11 protein-coding genes are annotated in these 16,699 nt (G+C 60.4%); 6 read left to right on the top strand and 5 right to left on the bottom strand.

The window, feature by feature from the left end:
* Positions 1-95: 95 nt before the first annotated feature.
* The 6 genes from IPJ76_09895 (at position 96) to cysN (ending at position 6,765) form a co-directional block, all read left to right on the top strand.
* Positions 96-1,556 carry a dicarboxylate/amino acid:cation symporter gene (locus IPJ76_09895; GenBank protein ID QQR84933.1) on the top strand — a complete coding sequence of 487 codons (1,461 nt, stop codon included), beginning with the start codon at positions 96-98 and terminating at the stop codon, positions 1,554-1,556.
* 177 nt (positions 1,557-1,733) lie between these two features.
* Entirely contained in the window at positions 1,734-3,389 is a 1,656-nt protein-coding gene (locus IPJ76_09890) for an amino acid permease (GenBank protein ID QQR84932.1), read from the top strand.
* A 76-nt stretch (positions 3,390-3,465) separates the two neighbouring features.
* Positions 3,466-4,071 (top strand): adenylyl-sulfate kinase, encoded by a 606-nt coding sequence (cysC, locus tag IPJ76_09885; protein ID QQR84931.1) that lies wholly within the window; start codon positions 3,466-3,468, stop codon positions 4,069-4,071.
* Positions 4,072-4,170: 99 nt separating this feature from the next.
* Entirely contained in the window at positions 4,171-5,076 is a 906-nt protein-coding gene (gene cysD, locus IPJ76_09880; GenBank protein ID QQR84930.1) for a sulfate adenylyltransferase subunit CysD, read from the top strand.
* A 29-nt stretch (positions 5,077-5,105) separates the two neighbouring features.
* Complete coding sequence (locus IPJ76_09875) at positions 5,106-5,453, top strand: four helix bundle protein (GenBank protein ID QQR88437.1); 348 nt, start codon at positions 5,106-5,108, stop codon at positions 5,451-5,453.
* Between the two features lie 43 nt (positions 5,454-5,496).
* Positions 5,497-6,765 carry a sulfate adenylyltransferase subunit CysN gene (gene cysN, locus IPJ76_09870; GenBank protein QQR84929.1) on the top strand — a complete coding sequence of 423 codons (1,269 nt, stop codon included), beginning with the start codon at positions 5,497-5,499 and terminating at the stop codon, positions 6,763-6,765.
* Positions 6,766-6,769: 4 nt separating this feature from the next.
* Here cysN and vanZ read toward each other — a convergent pair whose 3' ends face one another.
* From vanZ to IPJ76_09845, 5 genes are all read right to left on the bottom strand, one after another.
* Positions 6,770-7,141, bottom strand: coding sequence for a VanZ family protein (vanZ, locus tag IPJ76_09865; protein QQR84928.1), 372 nt, complete (start codon positions 7,139-7,141; stop codon positions 6,770-6,772).
* Between the two features lie 9 nt (positions 7,142-7,150).
* A complete protein-coding gene (gene gcvH, locus IPJ76_09860; GenBank protein ID QQR84927.1) occupies positions 7,151-7,528 on the bottom strand; it encodes a glycine cleavage system protein GcvH in 378 nt (125 codons plus the stop codon).
* A gap of 71 nt (positions 7,529-7,599) precedes the next feature.
* Positions 7,600-14,832: a cell surface protein SprA gene (gene sprA / locus IPJ76_09855; protein QQR84926.1), complete on the bottom strand. Its 7,233-nt coding sequence runs from the start codon at positions 14,830-14,832 to the stop codon at positions 7,600-7,602.
* Between the two features lie 5 nt (positions 14,833-14,837).
* Positions 14,838-15,446, bottom strand: a complete 609-nt coding sequence (locus tag IPJ76_09850; protein ID QQR84925.1) for a Holliday junction branch migration protein RuvA — start codon at positions 15,444-15,446, stop codon at positions 14,838-14,840.
* Between the two features lie 188 nt (positions 15,447-15,634).
* Positions 15,635-16,636, bottom strand: a complete 1,002-nt coding sequence (locus IPJ76_09845; GenBank protein ID QQR84924.1) for a hypothetical protein — start codon at positions 16,634-16,636, stop codon at positions 15,635-15,637.
* Between the last annotated feature and the right edge of the window lie 63 nt (positions 16,637-16,699).

Raw genomic sequence — 16,699 nt, 5'->3', positions numbered from 1 at the left:
CCGCACGTTTGAACGGGGAGGGAGCAATAGCTCCCTCTCTTCATTTGGGCCATACGGCTACATTGCCTGCCCCCGACAGGGCCGGGGTGCAACACATGACGAAGAGCAACAAGCTCACGCTGTGGATCTTCATTGCGATGGTGCTGGGCATCGGGCTTGGCACGTTCCTGCACTCCAGCTATCCTGCCCCGCCCAAACGCACCGCTGAAGAAGCTCTGAACGCGGCCGGGGTTGCGCTATCTGAAGCTTCATCTGACACATCAGCCTTGGTGGAAGAAGTCACCGCAGTCCTGAATGATCGCAGTCTCAACCCGGATACAGCACTGAAGCGCCTGAAGCTGCTCCTTGCTTCCGAGAAGAAAAGTCAGCCACTCGCCCAGCGCTTGGAGCCAGCTGTCCATATTGATGAGCCCGTCAACAAGAAGCTGAAAGACATCATCGACTACCTCTCAATCCTCACGGACATCTTCCTGCGGCTGGTCAAGATGATCATCGCGCCGCTGGTTCTCAGCACGCTGATCGTGGGCGTGGCCAAGCTGGGCGACCTGAAAAGCGTGGGACGCATCGGTGGCCGGGCATTGCTGTGGTTCATCAGTGCAAGCCTGATGAGCCTGCTGCTCGGCATGTTCCTGGTGAACCTCTTCGAGCCGGGCGTCACGCTCGGTCTCCCGCTGCCCGATGCAAGCGCCAGCAGTGGTGTGGAAGGCGCCGAGTTCACGCTGCGCAACTTCATCACGCATGTGTTCCCCAAGAGCATCGTGGAAGCGATGGCGCACAACGAGATCCTGCAGATCGTCATCTTCTCGCTCATGGTCGGTGTGGCCTGCGCCGCTATTGGCGAGAAGGGTGAGCCCATCGTACGCGCCATGGACAGTCTGGGCCATGTGATGCTGAAAGTGACCGGTATGGTGATGAACGTGGCGCCCTTCGCCGTGTTCGCAGCCATGGCGGCGGTGATCGCGCAGAAGGGCCTGGGCATCCTTGGCACCTACGGCAAGTTCATCGGGCAGTTCTATTTCGGCCTGTTCCTGTTGTGGTGTTTGCTGCTGCTCATCTGTTGGGCCATCATTGGTGGCCGCACTCGCACACTGATCGACCGCATCAAGGACCCATTGCTGCTCGCCTTCAGCACGGCCAGTAGCGAGGCCGCCTTCCCCCGCACCATGGAGCAACTGGAACGCTTCGGCTGCCCCAACCGCATCGTCAGCTTCATCCTGCCCCTGGGCTACAGCTTCAACCTCGATGGCAGCATGATGTACATGACTTTCGCGAGCTTGTTCATCGCTCAGGCCTATGGCATCGAGCTGGACACGTCGCAGCAGCTCACCATGCTGCTCGTTCTGATGGTGACCAGCAAAGGCATCGCCGGCGTGCCGCGAGCATCGCTGGTTGTCATCGCTGGTACGCTGGCCATGTTCAACATCCCTGAGGCCGGGCTCCTTCTATTGCTCGGGGTGGACCATCTGCTGGACATGGGCCGCAGTGCCACCAACGTGGTGGGCAACGCGGTGGCCACCGTGGTAGTGAGCAAGTGGGAGGGCATGCTGGAGAAATGATTGGAACTGATCCCATGGCATACGTCATCGCGAGGGCCTGTCACCTCGAGTTGAAACAACGAAGCGGCCCAGGCCCGACGCGATCCATTGCGAGCCATGGATCGAACTGGATCGCGTCGTCGCAAAGTCTCCTCGCGATGACGGAGGCCGCTACGACCGCCCATTGAACGAACATCCATGATCAGATCCCTCTTCCGCAAGAAACCGATCGGCGCAACCACGGGCAGCGAAGGCGAGATCCACGGCGGCCACAGTTTGGGGCGTCACCTTTCACTGCGCGATCTCACCTTCTTCGGCATTGCGGCCATCATCGGTGCGGGCAGCTTCAGCAGCATGGGCACGGCCTGCTTCAGCGGCGGCCCGGGTGTCGTTTACCTCTTCATTCTGTGCGCGGTCGCCTGCGGCTTCACGGCCTTGTGCTACGCGGAGTTCGCGGCACGCGTGCCGACGAGCGGTAGCGCCTACACCTATGCATACGTCAGCTTCGGTGAACTCTTCGCATGGATCATCGGATGGGCGTTGCTCATGGAGTACAGCATCGGGAACATCTACGTGGCCTTCGCCTGGAGCGGCTATTTCACCAACCTGCTCGATGGTCTCGGGTTGCACTTGCCCGAATGGCTCACGATCAATTACACAGCAGCGCACACGGCGTTCAACTCCGGAACAGCAGGTGAAGGCATGACAGCGTGGAGCACCGCCCCCATGCTCGGCAACCTGCGCATCATCTTCGATCTGCCAGCCTTCCTCATCAATGCCATCATCACGGCATTGGTGTACACGGGCGTGAAGGAGAGCCGCAACGCGAGCAATGCCATGGTGATCGTGAAGCTCGCCATCATCGCGCTGGTGATCATCGTGGGCATCACGTACGTGGACATCGACAATTGGGACCCGTTCATGCCGAACGGTTTTGGTGGTGTGATGGCCGGCGTGAGCGCGGTGTTCTTCGCGTACATCGGGTTCGATGCGGTGAGCACCTTGGCAGAGGAAAGCAAGGATGCCCAGCGCGATCTGCCGCGGGGCATGATCCTGAGCCTGGTGATCTGCACCATCGTGTACATCATCCTGGCGCTGGTCCTCACCGGCATGGTGAGCTACAAGCAACTTGGGGTCAGCGATCCTCTGGCGGAAGTTTTCGCCATACGCGGCGTGAAGTGGATGCTCTTCATCGTGAGCATCGCCGCCGTGGTGGCCATGACCAGCGTGATGCTCGTCTTCCAACTGGGCCAGCCGCGCATCTGGATGAGCATGAGCCGCGATGGCCTGCTCCCCAAGCGTTTCGCGAGCATCCATCCCAAGTACAAGACGCCGGGCTTCAGCACCATCGTCACGGGCCTGGTGGTGGGCATCCCCATCTTCTTCACGGACGAGAACTTCATCCTCGACTTCACCAGCATCGGTACCCTGTTCGCGTTCGTGCTGGTGTGTGGCGGGGTGCTGCTGCTGCCGCTCCGCAAACGCGAGGGCAAGGGCTTCCACCTCCCGTACATCAACGGCAAGTTCATCGTGCCGCTCATTGGCATGGTAGCGCTGGCGCTCATCGTCACCAACGACCCCAACCACTTCCACCGCATCCTCGGACGCACTGGTGTCGGCAGCAACATGCCCATGGTCATTTTCTACGTGCTATGTGCGGTGGTCGGCTGGTTCAGCTTCCGCAAACAATGGTCGCTCATCCCCGTGCTAGGCCTGGTGAGCTGCTGCTACCTGCTCACCGGCATGGCCGTAAGCAACTGGAAATGGTTCGGCATCTGGCTGGTGGTCGGACTGCTTTGCTACTTCGCCTACGGCTACCACAAGAGCCGGTTGGCGGGCGCGACAAGTCGCTGAACGGGCGGGTGCCAACCCTTCGTTGCAGCGGTTCTGGAACGGGCCGGGTTGCCCATCTTCGCGCTCCGTTTCCGGAATGCCCGCCCAAGCCCATATCCACCCTGTTTTCGACCGGATGCTCGCCCGCGAGGACAAGGAGCGCCTGCTCGGCCAGCGCGGGTGCGTGATCTGGATGACAGGCCTGAGCGGCAGCGGGAAAAGCACCATTGCCCTGGCTCTCGAACGCCAGCTCCATGCCGAAGGCCGCTTCACCACCGTGCTCGATGGCGACAACGTCCGCACCGGCATCAACAACAACCTGGGCTTCTCGGGGGCGGACCGAACGGAGAACATCCGTCGCATCGCCGAGGTGGCCAAGCTGTTCGCCGGGCAAGGCATCATCACCATTTGCTGCTTCGTGTCGCCCACCATCGCCATCCGCGACCTGGCGCGCAGCATCATTGGTCCGGCCGACTTCATCGAGGTCTTCGTGGATACACCGCTGGAGGTCTGTGAAGCGCGCGACGTGAAGGGCCTCTATGCCAAAGCACGCAAAGGCGAGGTGAAGGATTTCACCGGTATCAGCGCGCCGTTCGAGGCCCCGCACGCACCCGACCTCCGCATCGCCACACAGGGCCGCAGCGAGGAGGCGAGCGCCACTGAACTGTTGAACTTCATCCTGCCGCGGACAACAAGGAAATGAAATGAGCTACCGCAAAGAGCGCAATGAAGAAGAGCGAATGGTCCAATCCCCCGCAGGCTTTGTGTCCTTTGCGCCCTTTGCGGTAGAACCCTGAGCACCATGCATTCGTACCGACTCACTCACCTCAAGGAACTCGAAAGCGAGAGCATGCACATCCTGCGCGAAGTGGCCGCGCAGTTCGAGCGCCCAGCCCTGCTCTTCAGTGGTGGCAAGGACAGCATCGTGTGTTTCCATCTCGCCCGGAAGGCCTTCGTCCCCAGCCGTGTTCCGTTCCCCTTGGTGCACATCGACACCGGGCACAACTTCGAAGAGACCATGACCTTCCGCGATGAGCTGGTCCGCACCTACGGCGTGCATCTCGTTGTTGGCAGTGTGCAAGAGAGCATCGACGGCGGACGGGTGCAGGAGGAGACCGGCTACTACGCCAGCCGCAACAAGCTGCAGACCGTGACCTTGCTCGACACCATCGAGAAGCACAAGTTCGATTGCGCCATCGGTGGAGGCCGGCGCGATGAGGAGAAAGCGCGTGCGAAGGAGCGGGTGTTCAGCCACCGCGATGAGTTCGGCCAGTGGGACCCCAAGAACCAACGGCCCGAGCTGTGGAACCTGTACAACGGCAAGAAGCGCCCCGGCGAGCATTTCCGCGCCTTCCCCATCAGCAACTGGACGGAGATGGACGTGTGGCAGTACATCCTGCTGGAGAACATCCCCATCCCGAGCATCTACTTCAGCCACGAGCGAGAGGTGTTCAACCGCGATGGCGTGATCTACGCCAACAGCTCCTTCATGCGCCTGAAGCCGGAGGAGAAGCCCTACCAAAAGCGCGTGCGTTTCCGCACCATCGGCGACATGAGCTGCACGGGAGCTGTGGACTCACCCGCATCAACGCTGGAAGAGATCATTGAAGAGGTGGCTTCTTCGCGCGTCACCGAGCGCGGCTCGAGGATGGACGACAAGCGCAGCGAGGCGGCGATGGAGGACAGGAAGAAGGAGGGGTACTTCTGAAAGTGGAAACAGGAAAGCTGAAAGCTGAAATGAATTCCGCTCCTCACAGGGATCTCAAGGACAGGACCAAGCAATTCGCACTAGCCATCGTAGCGATGTACAATACCCTGCCGAAAACGACGGAGGCACAAGTGATCGGCAAGCAACTTCTTCGGTCTGGCACCTCTGTCGGGGCGAATACGCGAGCCGCCTTCCGCGGTAGAAGTAGTCGCGAATATGTTGCCAAGCTTGGCATTGTGATCGAAGAGGCTGACGAGTCCGGTTTCTGGCTGGAACTGCTCTCCGACTCGGGCATCATGCCGATCCAAGCAACAGGAACGCTTCACAAGGAAGCGGACGAACTTGTCTCCATATTCACAAGCCTGGTCAAACGGTGAGCCTCTTTCAGCTTTCATATTTCACTTTTCACCTTTCGCAGTTATGAACTCGACCCACGGCTACCTTGACATGGACCTCCTTCGGTTCACGACCGCAGGCAGCGTCGACGACGGCAAAAGCACATTGATCGGTAGACTGCTTTACGACACCAAGCAGATCTTCGAGGACCAGATGGAAGCCGTGACGGCAGCCAGTGCCAAACGCGGCAGCGGCGAGGTTGACCTGAGCCTCCTCACCGACGGTCTGCGCGCCGAGCGCGAACAGGGCATCACCATCGATGTGGCCTACCGCTACTTCGCCACGCCCAAGCGGAAGTTCATCATCGCCGATACTCCCGGGCATATCCAATACACGCGCAACATGGTCACCGGCGCCAGCACGGCGAACCTGGCCATCATCCTGGTGGACGCGCGCAAGGGCATCCTGGAGCAGACCTGCCGCCACTCCTTCATCGCATCGTTGCTCGGCATCCCGCACGTGGTTTTCTGCATCAACAAGATGGACCTGGTGGACTACGGCGAAGAGGTGTTCACCAAGCTGCAGCGCGAGTTGGAGGATTTCAGCAGCAAGCTCGAGGTGCGCGACATCCGGTACATCCCCATCAGCGCGCTGAAAGGCGACAACGTGGTGGACCGCAGCGAGCGCATGCCTTGGTACCAAGGGCCCACGCTCATGTACCTGTTGGAGAACATCCACATCGCAGGCGACCTCAACCACATCGACCGCCGGTTCCCGGTGCAGACCGTCATCCGTCCCATGACCACCGAGCACCACGACTTCCGTGGCTTCGCTGGCCGTGTGCAGGGCGGCATTTTCCGGAAAGGCGATGCCGTGCAAGTTCTGCCGAGCGGGTTCCAGAGCACCATCAAGAGCATCCACCTCGGTGAGCGTGAACTGGAGGAAGCGTTTGCCCCGCAAAGCGTGGTGATGACCCTCGCGGACGAGATCGACATCAGCCGTGGCGATATGATCGTGAGCCCGAACAATGCACCTGAGACCAGCCAAGACGTGGACGTGATGCTGTGCTGGTTCAATGAGCGGCCCTTGCAACCCGGCGGCAAGTACGCCGTGAAACATACCAGTCGCGATGCGCGGGCAATGGTGAAGGAGGTGAAGTACAAGATGGACATCAACACGCTGCACAAAGCCGAGGGTGACAACACCATCAGGATGAACGACATCGGCCGCGTGCAGTTGCGCACGACAGTGCCGCTGCACTTCGACAAATACGCGCGCAACCGCTACACCGGCAGTATTATCCTCATCGACGAAGGCACCAACGAGACGGTGGCTGCAGGGATGATCGTTTGACCCGTCAGGTCGGGAGTGTGCGGGAACGTTCCCGTCTGGCCCACCACCACAGGCCCAAAGCCACGCCGATCCCGTTGGCCACAAAGTCGCCCACATCGGCGTAGCGATCCGTCATAAGCGTGCCTTGCATCACTTCGAGCAAGCCACCGTACGCCGCACAAACGCCGGCAGTCCAGCGAACGGCGGGGTGGAAACCGGCTGGCCGCACTGCCACCACCATCAGCCAGGCCAGCACGAAGAAGACCCCTGCATGCACGAGCTTGTCGAAGCTCAGCAGGTCGGCCCATGGGTAGCGCGGAAGGTCCTTGCCGGGGATAAGGCACAACACAAGAATGACCAGCGCCCATAGGAGCGTCCAGCGCAGGCGCTTCAGCATCGCAACGGATCAGCCCACCAAGGCCTGGTAGGCCGCAGCGTCCATCAGACCGGCCACTTCGCCGGGGTTGCTCAGCTTCACCTTCACCAACCAGCCCGCACCATAAGGGTCCTTGTTCACTCCGGCTGGATCGCCATCGATACCGCTGTTCACTTCCAGCACGGTACCGCTCACGGGCATGAAAAGGTCGCTCACGGTCTTCACCGCCTCAACGGTGCCGAACACGGCTTCCTTGTCCAGCGCCTGGCCCACAGTGCCGATGTCCACGAACACGATATCACCCAACTCGCTCTGCGCGAAATCGGTGATGCCCACCGTGGCGGTGTCGCCTTCAATGCGCACCCATTCGTGGTCTTTCGTGTACTTGAGGTCGGCTGGGAAGTTCATGGCGTTCTGGGTCGTTGTGTGCTGAGGGTGGCGAAAATAGAAGTTGGGCGATGCGCCAGACCTGCCCCCGGCTACTGCGTCAACGTGAACCGCAGACTGATGCCGATGTTGGTGTTGCTGCTGGGGTAGCTGGTGCTGATGACGGGCTTGTTGATCACCTTCTCGTAGAAGGCGCGCACGTTCAGCTTCTGGTTGATCACGTAGTCAGCACTGCACTTGATGGAGGTGATGTTCTGGCCGGCGGTGATCTGGTTCTGCTCCTCCTGCATCTTGCGGATGACGGTGTTGTTCTCGCGGATGCTCAGGTCCACGCGCAGGTTCAGATCGCTCTTGGGCCGCTCGCCGCCCACCTTGAAGGGGAACTTCACGTTCTTGAAGCGGTAGCCGGTGCCGAACACGTATTCCTTCCCGCGCACCTCCGTCAGCTGGTAGTTGCTGAGGCTCATGCTCAGGTTGCGGTCGCGGTTGTACTCGAACTTGGCGATGAGGCTGTTCTGCAGCGTTGCGTCGAAGTTGATGAACGGCCGCATCACCTCGCTGATCGTCACCACGCTGATCTGCCGCTCGGGGATGAAGTTGCCGCCGGGATCGAGCGCGGGTACTTCGGGGTCGTAGAGCAGATTGGTCTGGAACGTTCCGATGTTGAAGGTGCTCTTGTAGCTGTGGTTGAGGGTGAACGTGCGGAAGTACTTCTTGAAGAGCTGCAGCTTGGTGAGCCCGTCGTACGTGATGTCCCAGTTGGGCAGCGGTATGCGCTTGAAGGGGTTCAACTCCATCTTACCGGGATCCGACCCGGTGTACGCCGATAGGAACGCGTTGATGACCACGTCCTGGTGCGTGGTGTCGTAACCGTACCAGTACTCACTGTCGTTACTGGGCAGACTGTTGGGGTCTTCGGCGCCCAAGCGCTGGCTGATGATCGGTCGGTTGGCCAGCATGGCTTGGAACACCGGGCTGATGGCGTTGTCATCGTCCTTGCTGAAGGTGGTGCCCCATGTGATGATGGTGGTGCTGAAGTTCCCGAACTCGCGGGGGCTGTCGTTCAAGTAGGTCTGGGCGCTGTCGTTCCAACGGAAAAAGCTGCTGCGGTTCTCGCTCATGGTGCGGTTGGCCGTCAGTTCGATGCGCAGGCTCTTCACCGGCTCAATGCTCAATCGCGCATTGATGGTCTCGGTGCGTGTAGTGGTGTACGGATTGAAGATGCTCTGCGTCTGCACGAGCCATCCGCGACTTGCCGCATCGCTGGCGAAGTCGCGCACGATATCGCCGCTCAGGTCGTGGTTCTGCTGGCCGAGCACGAACCCGAATCCGGGCGCATCGAACCCCGGGCTCATGCCGAACACATTGGTGTATTGCCCATACCCCGGCAGCAGCGTACCGCTGTTCTGGCTGTACGTGATGTTGCCGGTCCGCACGGCCATGAGGATCCGCGCCAGTCCTTCCAAAGGATTGAAGCCGTCCCCCTTCTTCTCGTCCTTCTTCTTGTCCTCCTCCTTCTTATCGTCTTTGCCCTTGCCGGCATCCTTGCCTTTGTTGCCCGCGGGCTTGCCGCCTTTGCCCTTATCGTTGATCTTCTTGAGCCACTTGCTCTTGTTGTAGAGGTTCACGAAGTTCAGTTGGCCGTTCACCGACAGGTTCTGGCTGTTCTGCACGGTATGGCCGAGGGTGTCCTGTTGCAACGGTGCGCGGTCCCACTGGTAGCCGCTACCGTAGGTGGTGTTCACCGTCATCCAATCGGTGAGCGGCAACTTGTCCAGCGGTAGCTGATAGGTGAGGTTCACATTGTGGTTGTAGCCCGTGACTTCCCCCCAGGTCTGCACGCTCTGCAACACACTGTCTTTCCACACCTCATAGTCCTCACCGCTCTTGCTGTTCACCCGGCCGGGCGGCTCGCCGATGATGGCGTTGTTGTTCGCGTTGAAGTCGAGCTTCAGGCTCTTGGTGATCTCGTACCGGAAGCCGTACTGGCTGATCCAGTTGAAGTTCTTGTTGTAAGTGGGCGTGGGCGGAATGCTCACCACATCGGTGTTCAGTCGCGCTTGCCGCTCGGTGTAGCTGCGGTCCACGGCCGTGCGCGCGGTCACCTGTTTGAAGCCGAGGTTGAAATTGAAGTCCTTGATAAGCTTCAACCATTTCGTCTTGCCGATGAAGCTCACCTTTTCGAACGGCTTGATGGGCTTGGGCTTCGGGTTGAACACGTAGGCCAGTGACCCGCGGTAGGTGCGTGTGTTCTCGTAGGACGTGTTCACATCGTGGAATTCACGATCGGTGTAGCCATAGCTGAAGGCCAGGTTCTCCACGTCCCATGAATGTTCCTTCTTCCCTGCCGTGCGGTCCTTGCGCACGTTGGTGAGGTTGATACTGCGCCTTCGTTCATAGGTGCGCAGTTCCTTCAACCGCGCCTTGCGTTCCTCGGCGGTCAGCGCGCGCGTTGCGTCCTCCCATTCGATGTCGGGGTTCAGTGGATCGAACTGCGGATTGCTCACGTTCTCACTGTAGCCGATGAACAGGGGCACTTTGATGCCGCTCTCCTCCGGCAGGAATTTGCCCATCTCCAGGTTGGCGGCCACGTCCAGGCCCATCTTGGTCTCCCGCTGGCGCTCGCTCACCCGCTTGTCGATGCTGCCCCAGTAGGGTGTGCTGTAGTTACCGGCCACGCTCAGCGTGCCGAGGTCGGCCAGGTTGGTGTTCACGCGCGCCAGTGCTGCCCAACCGCCGTGCTGGTCGAAGTCCGTGAGCCGCAGTTCGTTCACCCACACTTCCACGCAACGGTCAGCGCCACTGTCGTTGCTCCACGGGTTTGCTTCCGCGCCGTCCTTCTTCGGGTTCCGGATGCCCACCATCACCGTACGCATCTCGGCCAGGTTCGGATTGCCCTTCACCCAGATGCGGCGGTCGCCGTCCATGATCATGTAGCGCTCGTTCACCGGGGTGCCCGCCTGGTTACGCTGGATCTTCACGTCGTTCAGCTTGGCGAACTCGATCTCCATGTCGTTGGCCGTGGGCCACACGCTGTACGGGTCGTTGTTGTTGAAGGGCGAGATGACGGCCGGGATCTCGTACTCGTAATAGTTCTGGTCGAAGTCGTTGCCCAAGCGCAGGAACACGCTCACGTCGCCGTAGGTCAGCGGATTGCTGGGGTCGCCGCTCTCGGCGTGCACGTACATGCGCAGCTTCTTGTAGCTGCGGATGTCGAACTCCACATTGCGGAAAGCGGCGCGTGCATCACCATCACGCAGGCCGCAGGTCTTGAGCTGCAAGCTCTGCTCGTTGAGGCTCCGCAGGTTAGTGCTCGCCACGTCCGTCTCCTGCTCGATGTTGGGCGGAAGCACGTAGTTGATGGGCACACGGCTCGCGTTCTCCTCGATGTTCACGGCAGCCACTTCGAACGTGGTCTGGTCGGGATCGCCGCCGAGGCCATCACCGGGCGTTTCGAGCGACTGCAGGTATTTGCGCCATTCGCCGCGCACGAACTCCAGACGGGCGAAACGCAGCACCACGTTCTGGGTCCACCCCTTCATGTGCACACGCATGAAGCGGATGCTGCGGAAGTCCTGGATACCACCCACCACCCGGTTGGGATTGCGCACTGGGATCTTGAACTGGTACCAGTACACCTGGCGCTGTCCGTTGGGTGTGTTGGCCGTTCCCAGCACACGGTCCGTGATGAAGTTCTGGCCCACCACCATGTCCTGCGGGCGCAAGCTCACCCTGTACTGGAAGTAGCTCTCGCTCTCGCCCAGGTTCTGGTCCTGGTTGATGTCCTCGGTGGTGGGCAGCGTGGTCTGCTGTGTGGGAAAGTCGTCCGGACTATCCTCGTCGGTGATGCTGTTGCCCTCGCTGTTGTTGAAGTCCTTGTAGCGAGCTAGCATGTCACCACTGATGCCGGCGCCCGTGAAGGAATTGGTGCCGCGGAAGTTCTGGTAGTTGTCAGCACTGGGGTCGGCCTGGAAGCGGGTGAACGCGTTCGGATCAAGGATTCCCTGGACGGTGTTCAAGTAATCCTGGTGGAAGGCCGCCTCCGTGGGAAGCACACCTCCATTGCCATCGGGCGTGTCGCCCAACGTTCCCAACCCGTCAAGACCCACGTCCTGGTATTTGTTGCTGTTGTCGTCGGTGATGGCGAACGCGTTCACCACGCTTTGCTGGGTGGGCACAACGCCCCACGCCGTGAGTGCCGTGTTGGGGGCATTGTCGGTGGGGCTGCTGGGCAATCCGTTCTCGAAGAACTTCCTGCTGTCGCGCAGCACGTCCTCGCTCACGTTGCCAAGGTCAATGAAAAGCTCTCCACCGGTGGTGTTGTCGCTTTCGTCGTTGCCACCTTGAGCGCCCGTGTCGAAGGGGTTCATCACCCAGAACTGGATGGTCTCGATGTTGCTCGCTTCGAAGTCGGTGGTAGTGATGCGGCGCGTGATGCCGGCCCAGTTGTCCTGTGGGAAGTCGAGCGTTCCGTCGGGCAAGAGATCGGTCGTCTGGAAGTTGTACGGACCACGCTCGTTGGGGTAGTACGCAAGATCGAGCACCGGAATGTTCGGAGGAACACCATTGGGCAGCTGCCGCGCCGGGAACACTTCCTGCTCGAGCACCTCGCGCTGGCGGTGGTCGCTCTGGATGGCGTTCGTGATGTCGCCCGGTGTGAGGTTGTTATCGCGGAAGAACAACGGATCGACGACGTACCACGCCAGTTTTGCGCGCTTGAAGCCGTAACCCAGATCGAACGAACTGCCCGTGGGATATTGGTCCGGAACACCCTGCGGCGTGGCTGCCAGTTGCCACTGCGCCTGGGTGCGCATGTCGATCGTGCTCACGCTGCCCTCGAAGTCGTCGATGTAGCTGGTTCCCTGGTTGCCGATCGCCCGGCTGTGGCCCGGGATCAGGTAGGCTCCCTCCGCACTGAAGTTGATGCTACTGGCCTCCTTCGTTGCGTAGAACGGCAGCTTGTCCACGATCGTGGTGATCAAGTTGCTCTCCTTTTTCCAGTTCACGTCCAGGCCCACCACGGTGTTGCGGATCGGCTCGTCGCCGGTGTTCACCTTGGCGGTGAGCGGCCGCTCGTACAAGTTCATGATCGTACCACCGATCGTCAGGTCCTTGTTCGCACGGAAGTCGAAGCGCGCACCGGCCAGTGTTTTGGTCTGGATGCTGAAGAGCGAGTTGCTCTCCAGGCTGATGTTGATCGGCGTGCCGCTCTCGAGGATGCCCTGGTTGATGATCTTCACACGGCCCAGGTTGTAATCCACCGTGTAGTCCTGGTTCTCCACCAAGCGCACGCCGCCAGCCGTCACCGACACACTGCCTTGCGGGATGTTCACCGCGTTCAGGTTGATGACATCGCTGCTGGCACTACGGTAGCTGCCCTTCAGTTTGAAGCGGTTCAGTTCGGGAATGTTCTGCGCTGCGGTCTTCGTGCTGTCGTAGAGCTGTTGGTACACCACGGCATCTATCACGTTCTGTGGCTGTCCCACCAGTGCGTTCCTCAACGTTGTGCCGAAGGGCTCCAGCACCGGGAAGAAGATGCGGCCGTTCTGCGTGTTGATCGTTCCGCCCGTGGTGGCCGCACCGTCCACGAAGTCGAATTGGCCATCCGGGTTAGGTGCGTTCTGCGGGTCCAGGCGGTCCATGCCCAGCACCTGCATCAGGATCTTGTTGGTGATCGGATCCCGTGGCACGAAGTTGCCGTCAACCCCCGTAGCCGGGTTGTTGTACAGGAGGTCCATGCGGAAGTTCTCCTGGTTCACTTGGAACGCACCGAGGCTGTACACGTTCTTCATCATCAGGTCCCACAGCTGGTTGCGCGGGTTGGTGATGGTGGCTTTCAAGAGGCGGAGCACGAGCGCAGCAGGTGGCGCGATACCATCGGTGCTGAATTCACCCACTTGGTAGGTCTGCCCCTGGAAGGTGTACTGGTAGGCCACGGCCAGCACCTCGTCATTGTTCAGGCTTTGGTTCACGCCGATGAAGCCGAGCCTATCGTTGAACGTGTACTCGTTGGGTTGGAGCAGTCGTGCGCTTTCCAGTTTCTCGTAATGGCGCGCCGCTTCGAAGCCCAGGCCTTGCAGCACCGGCGCCGCGCTCACGAACCCGCGGATGGCGGCGTTGTTCGCCATGGTGGCGTAGAGGCTGTTCGCCCCGTTGCTCGCGCGGTTCCCGGCGGCATCGACGATGGTGCCCTGCAGTTCCGGGCTCACGTTCGCGATGTCCTCGCCCAGGTCGGTGAAGGCCACGATGTTGCGGTTCTGCTCGTAGTCGTTGCGGGTGTTCGTCACCCACACTTCGATACGGGTGATCTGCGCGCCGCTGTTGATGGTAGGCAGCGTGCGCAGGGCGTTCTCGTACTGCTCGCGGAAGAAGTAGCTCAGGAAGTAGTACTTGTTCGCTTCGTACTCGTCGGCCTTGATGTCGAAGGTGTTCGTCTGTGCTCCACCGGCCACTTGCACGTTGCGTCGCTGCCCCTTTTCCTGGCTGAAGATGGCCGTGGCCGTGAGCCGACCGAACTTGAGCTCCGTCTTCAACCCGAAGAGGCTCTGGCTGCCTTGGATGAGCTGCCCTTGCAGCGGCAGGCTCACGTTACCGGCTTCGAACTTCTGGATGATCTCGTCCTCATAACCCGTATAATCGAGCTTCACCTGGTTCTCGAAATCGAAGGTCGCTTCAGTGTTGTAGCTCGTGTTGATCTTCAGCTTCTCGCCGATGTTGCCGGTGAGGTTGAGCTGGATGCGCTGGTCGAAATCGAACGTGGTGACCGTGCGTTGGTCCACGGGTATGCGCGGGTTCTCCGTCTTGCTGATGTTCACCCCGAAGGTGATCTCCGCGCTGCCCTGCGGCTTGATCTCGATCTGGCTGCCACCGAAGATCCGATCGAATATTTCACCCTTGATGTTGATGGTCGGTATGAGCGCCTTGTCACCGCTCCCGGCCTCCTCCTCCACCTTGTTGAGCCAGAAGTCGTCCATGGCCTTCTCCATGTCGTACTGCATGTACTCCTCCAAGGTCATGCTCATCGGCGGCCGGTAATTGATGCCGTCGCCCAGGGTGCTTTGAAGGATGTACTGGCCGGTGACCGGGTCGTAGATCACCTCTTCGTTCACGTTGTCCGGATCGCCGAGGTTGATGGTGCTGCCTTGGTCACCGCCCGGCACGATCGGATCGGTAATCGGATAGGGCAGTTGGATCTCCGGACTGTCCACCTGCAAGTAGGGCGAGCCCAGGGCAAAGGCTTCGAAATCGGCAAGGCAGACCATGAGCAATACGCCCAACACCCTCCAAACGAGGGGCGCTACTTGGGCGAAGTGCAAGTGGTGCATGGGAACTACTGGTTCTTCAGGGCAAGACGGATGACGTCGGCCAGTTCGGGTGTGTTGTCCTTGTGTTCTTGGAGGACGCTGGTCAGGGATCGTTCCGCTTTGGCCCGATCGAGCCCCAGCGAAACCAGCGCTTGTAACGCCTCGCCCCGTAGGCTATTGCCCATGCCCCCGGACGTGATCGGTGCGATGATCGGTTCCTTGAGCAGTTTCCCGCGCAATTCGGCCACCACGCGTTGCGCCAGCTTCGGCCCGATGCCTTTCACGCTGCGCAGGACGCCTTCATCACCGTTGAGGATGGCACTGCGCAACCGGTCCACCGGAGCAGCGCCCAGGATCGACATACCGATGGTCGCGCTCACGCCTTGCACTTCGATCAACTGCCGAAAGAACTGACGCTCCTCGGCAGTCGTGAACCCGAACAACTTGTGTTCGCTCTGGCCACTGCGCACATCCACGCTAACACTGTAGTGCACCAGCAATCGCACGGTTCCTTTTGCAGGAAGCGCAGCCAAGGTGGCCGTGCTCACCTGCAGCAAATAGCCCACGCCGTGGCATTCCACCACGGCATGGCCGTCGCTGCACGACAAAAGTTCACCTCGCAGGCTGTCGATCATCCTGTCACTTCCAATTCAACACAACATCCAACTTCGGGTACAGGTAGCCTTATGCGGGCATTTTTTCAGGGAGGGCGAATGTAGCAGAGTGCCTGAACGGTGCCATTGACTTCCGGAGCCTGGGACCATGGGTACAAAACACAAGAGGCAGGCTTGATGCCTGCCTCCTGCCGAAAGATCGGATGCTCTTACCTGCCTTGCCGCTTGGACCCGCCACCACCGGTGTTGCGCGAAGGCTTGGGGCTGGTAGAGCGCGGCGCAGTGCTGCGGCCGGGACGAGCGGTTGGCTGTTTGGAGGGCTTGGCCGGTTTCACTTGCCGGCCGCCACTGCCGCCCCGCTCTTGGGTAGGCCGCTCCATCCGGTCATTGCTGGGCCGCTGGCGCTCCAAGGTGGGGCTAGTGCGGCCATCGGTGCGTTGCATGCCGCTTTGGCGCACATTCTGACTTCCGCGGCCTTGTGCGATGTTGTTGCGCACCATGGCCGAACTGCGGCGGTGACCTCCATACACCACATGGGCCTGCATGGTCCGGCAGGTGTTTGTCCGGTAGTACCATCCGTTCCAGTGGTTGTGGTGGTACCCGTACCAGCCGCTCCACTGCCAGCAGGTCCACGGGCTCCACCATGCGGGGTAGAAGCCCCAATACCACGGTGACATCCAAGGGTCGTAGTAGGGACCGTAGCACCACTGCACGCACGGCCACATCCATACGTTCACCGACACCCAAAGGTCCTCCTCCCCTAGCGGCGCAGCGGGACCACGGCCGCCCTTGTCCGCGCCCTCCTCGTACGGCTCCACGAACACATCGGGGCCGTACAGTTCCTCATCGCCGCGGATCTGCACCATGGCCTTGCCCTCACCGGTCTTCTCCAGCTCGATGACGGCAACATCCTGTGCCTCCTCTTTGCTCACCGCAACCTGAAGGACGATCGCCATGGCATCCTTCTCCTTGTGCGATTCCACCCGCACGTAATCCACTTTGCCATCGCCGTTCAGGTCCAGGTTGTTCACCCGGTTACCCTCTTCATTGATGGCCTTCTCGAAGGCCTCGAGGTTGGTGGACTTCTTGAATTGGTCCAGCGCTGCTTGCAGGCTGAACTGGTCTCCGGGCATGCCCGTGCTGTCAGCAGGGGCCGATGCATGGATCGCGTTGCCGAACAGTACGGCGATCACTGGAAGCATGGTTCTCATGGCGTTCACTATTGGCCATGAGACTACCATCATCGTGCCGGGTTTATCGGCGCAGAGCTGGTT

The sequence above is a fragment of the Flavobacteriales bacterium genome (genome assembly GCA_016699575.1).
Taxonomy (GTDB): Bacteria; Bacteroidota; Bacteroidia; order Flavobacteriales_F; family PHOS-HE28; genus PHOS-HE28.
This window is presented reverse-complemented; position numbering and strand designations above follow the sequence as displayed.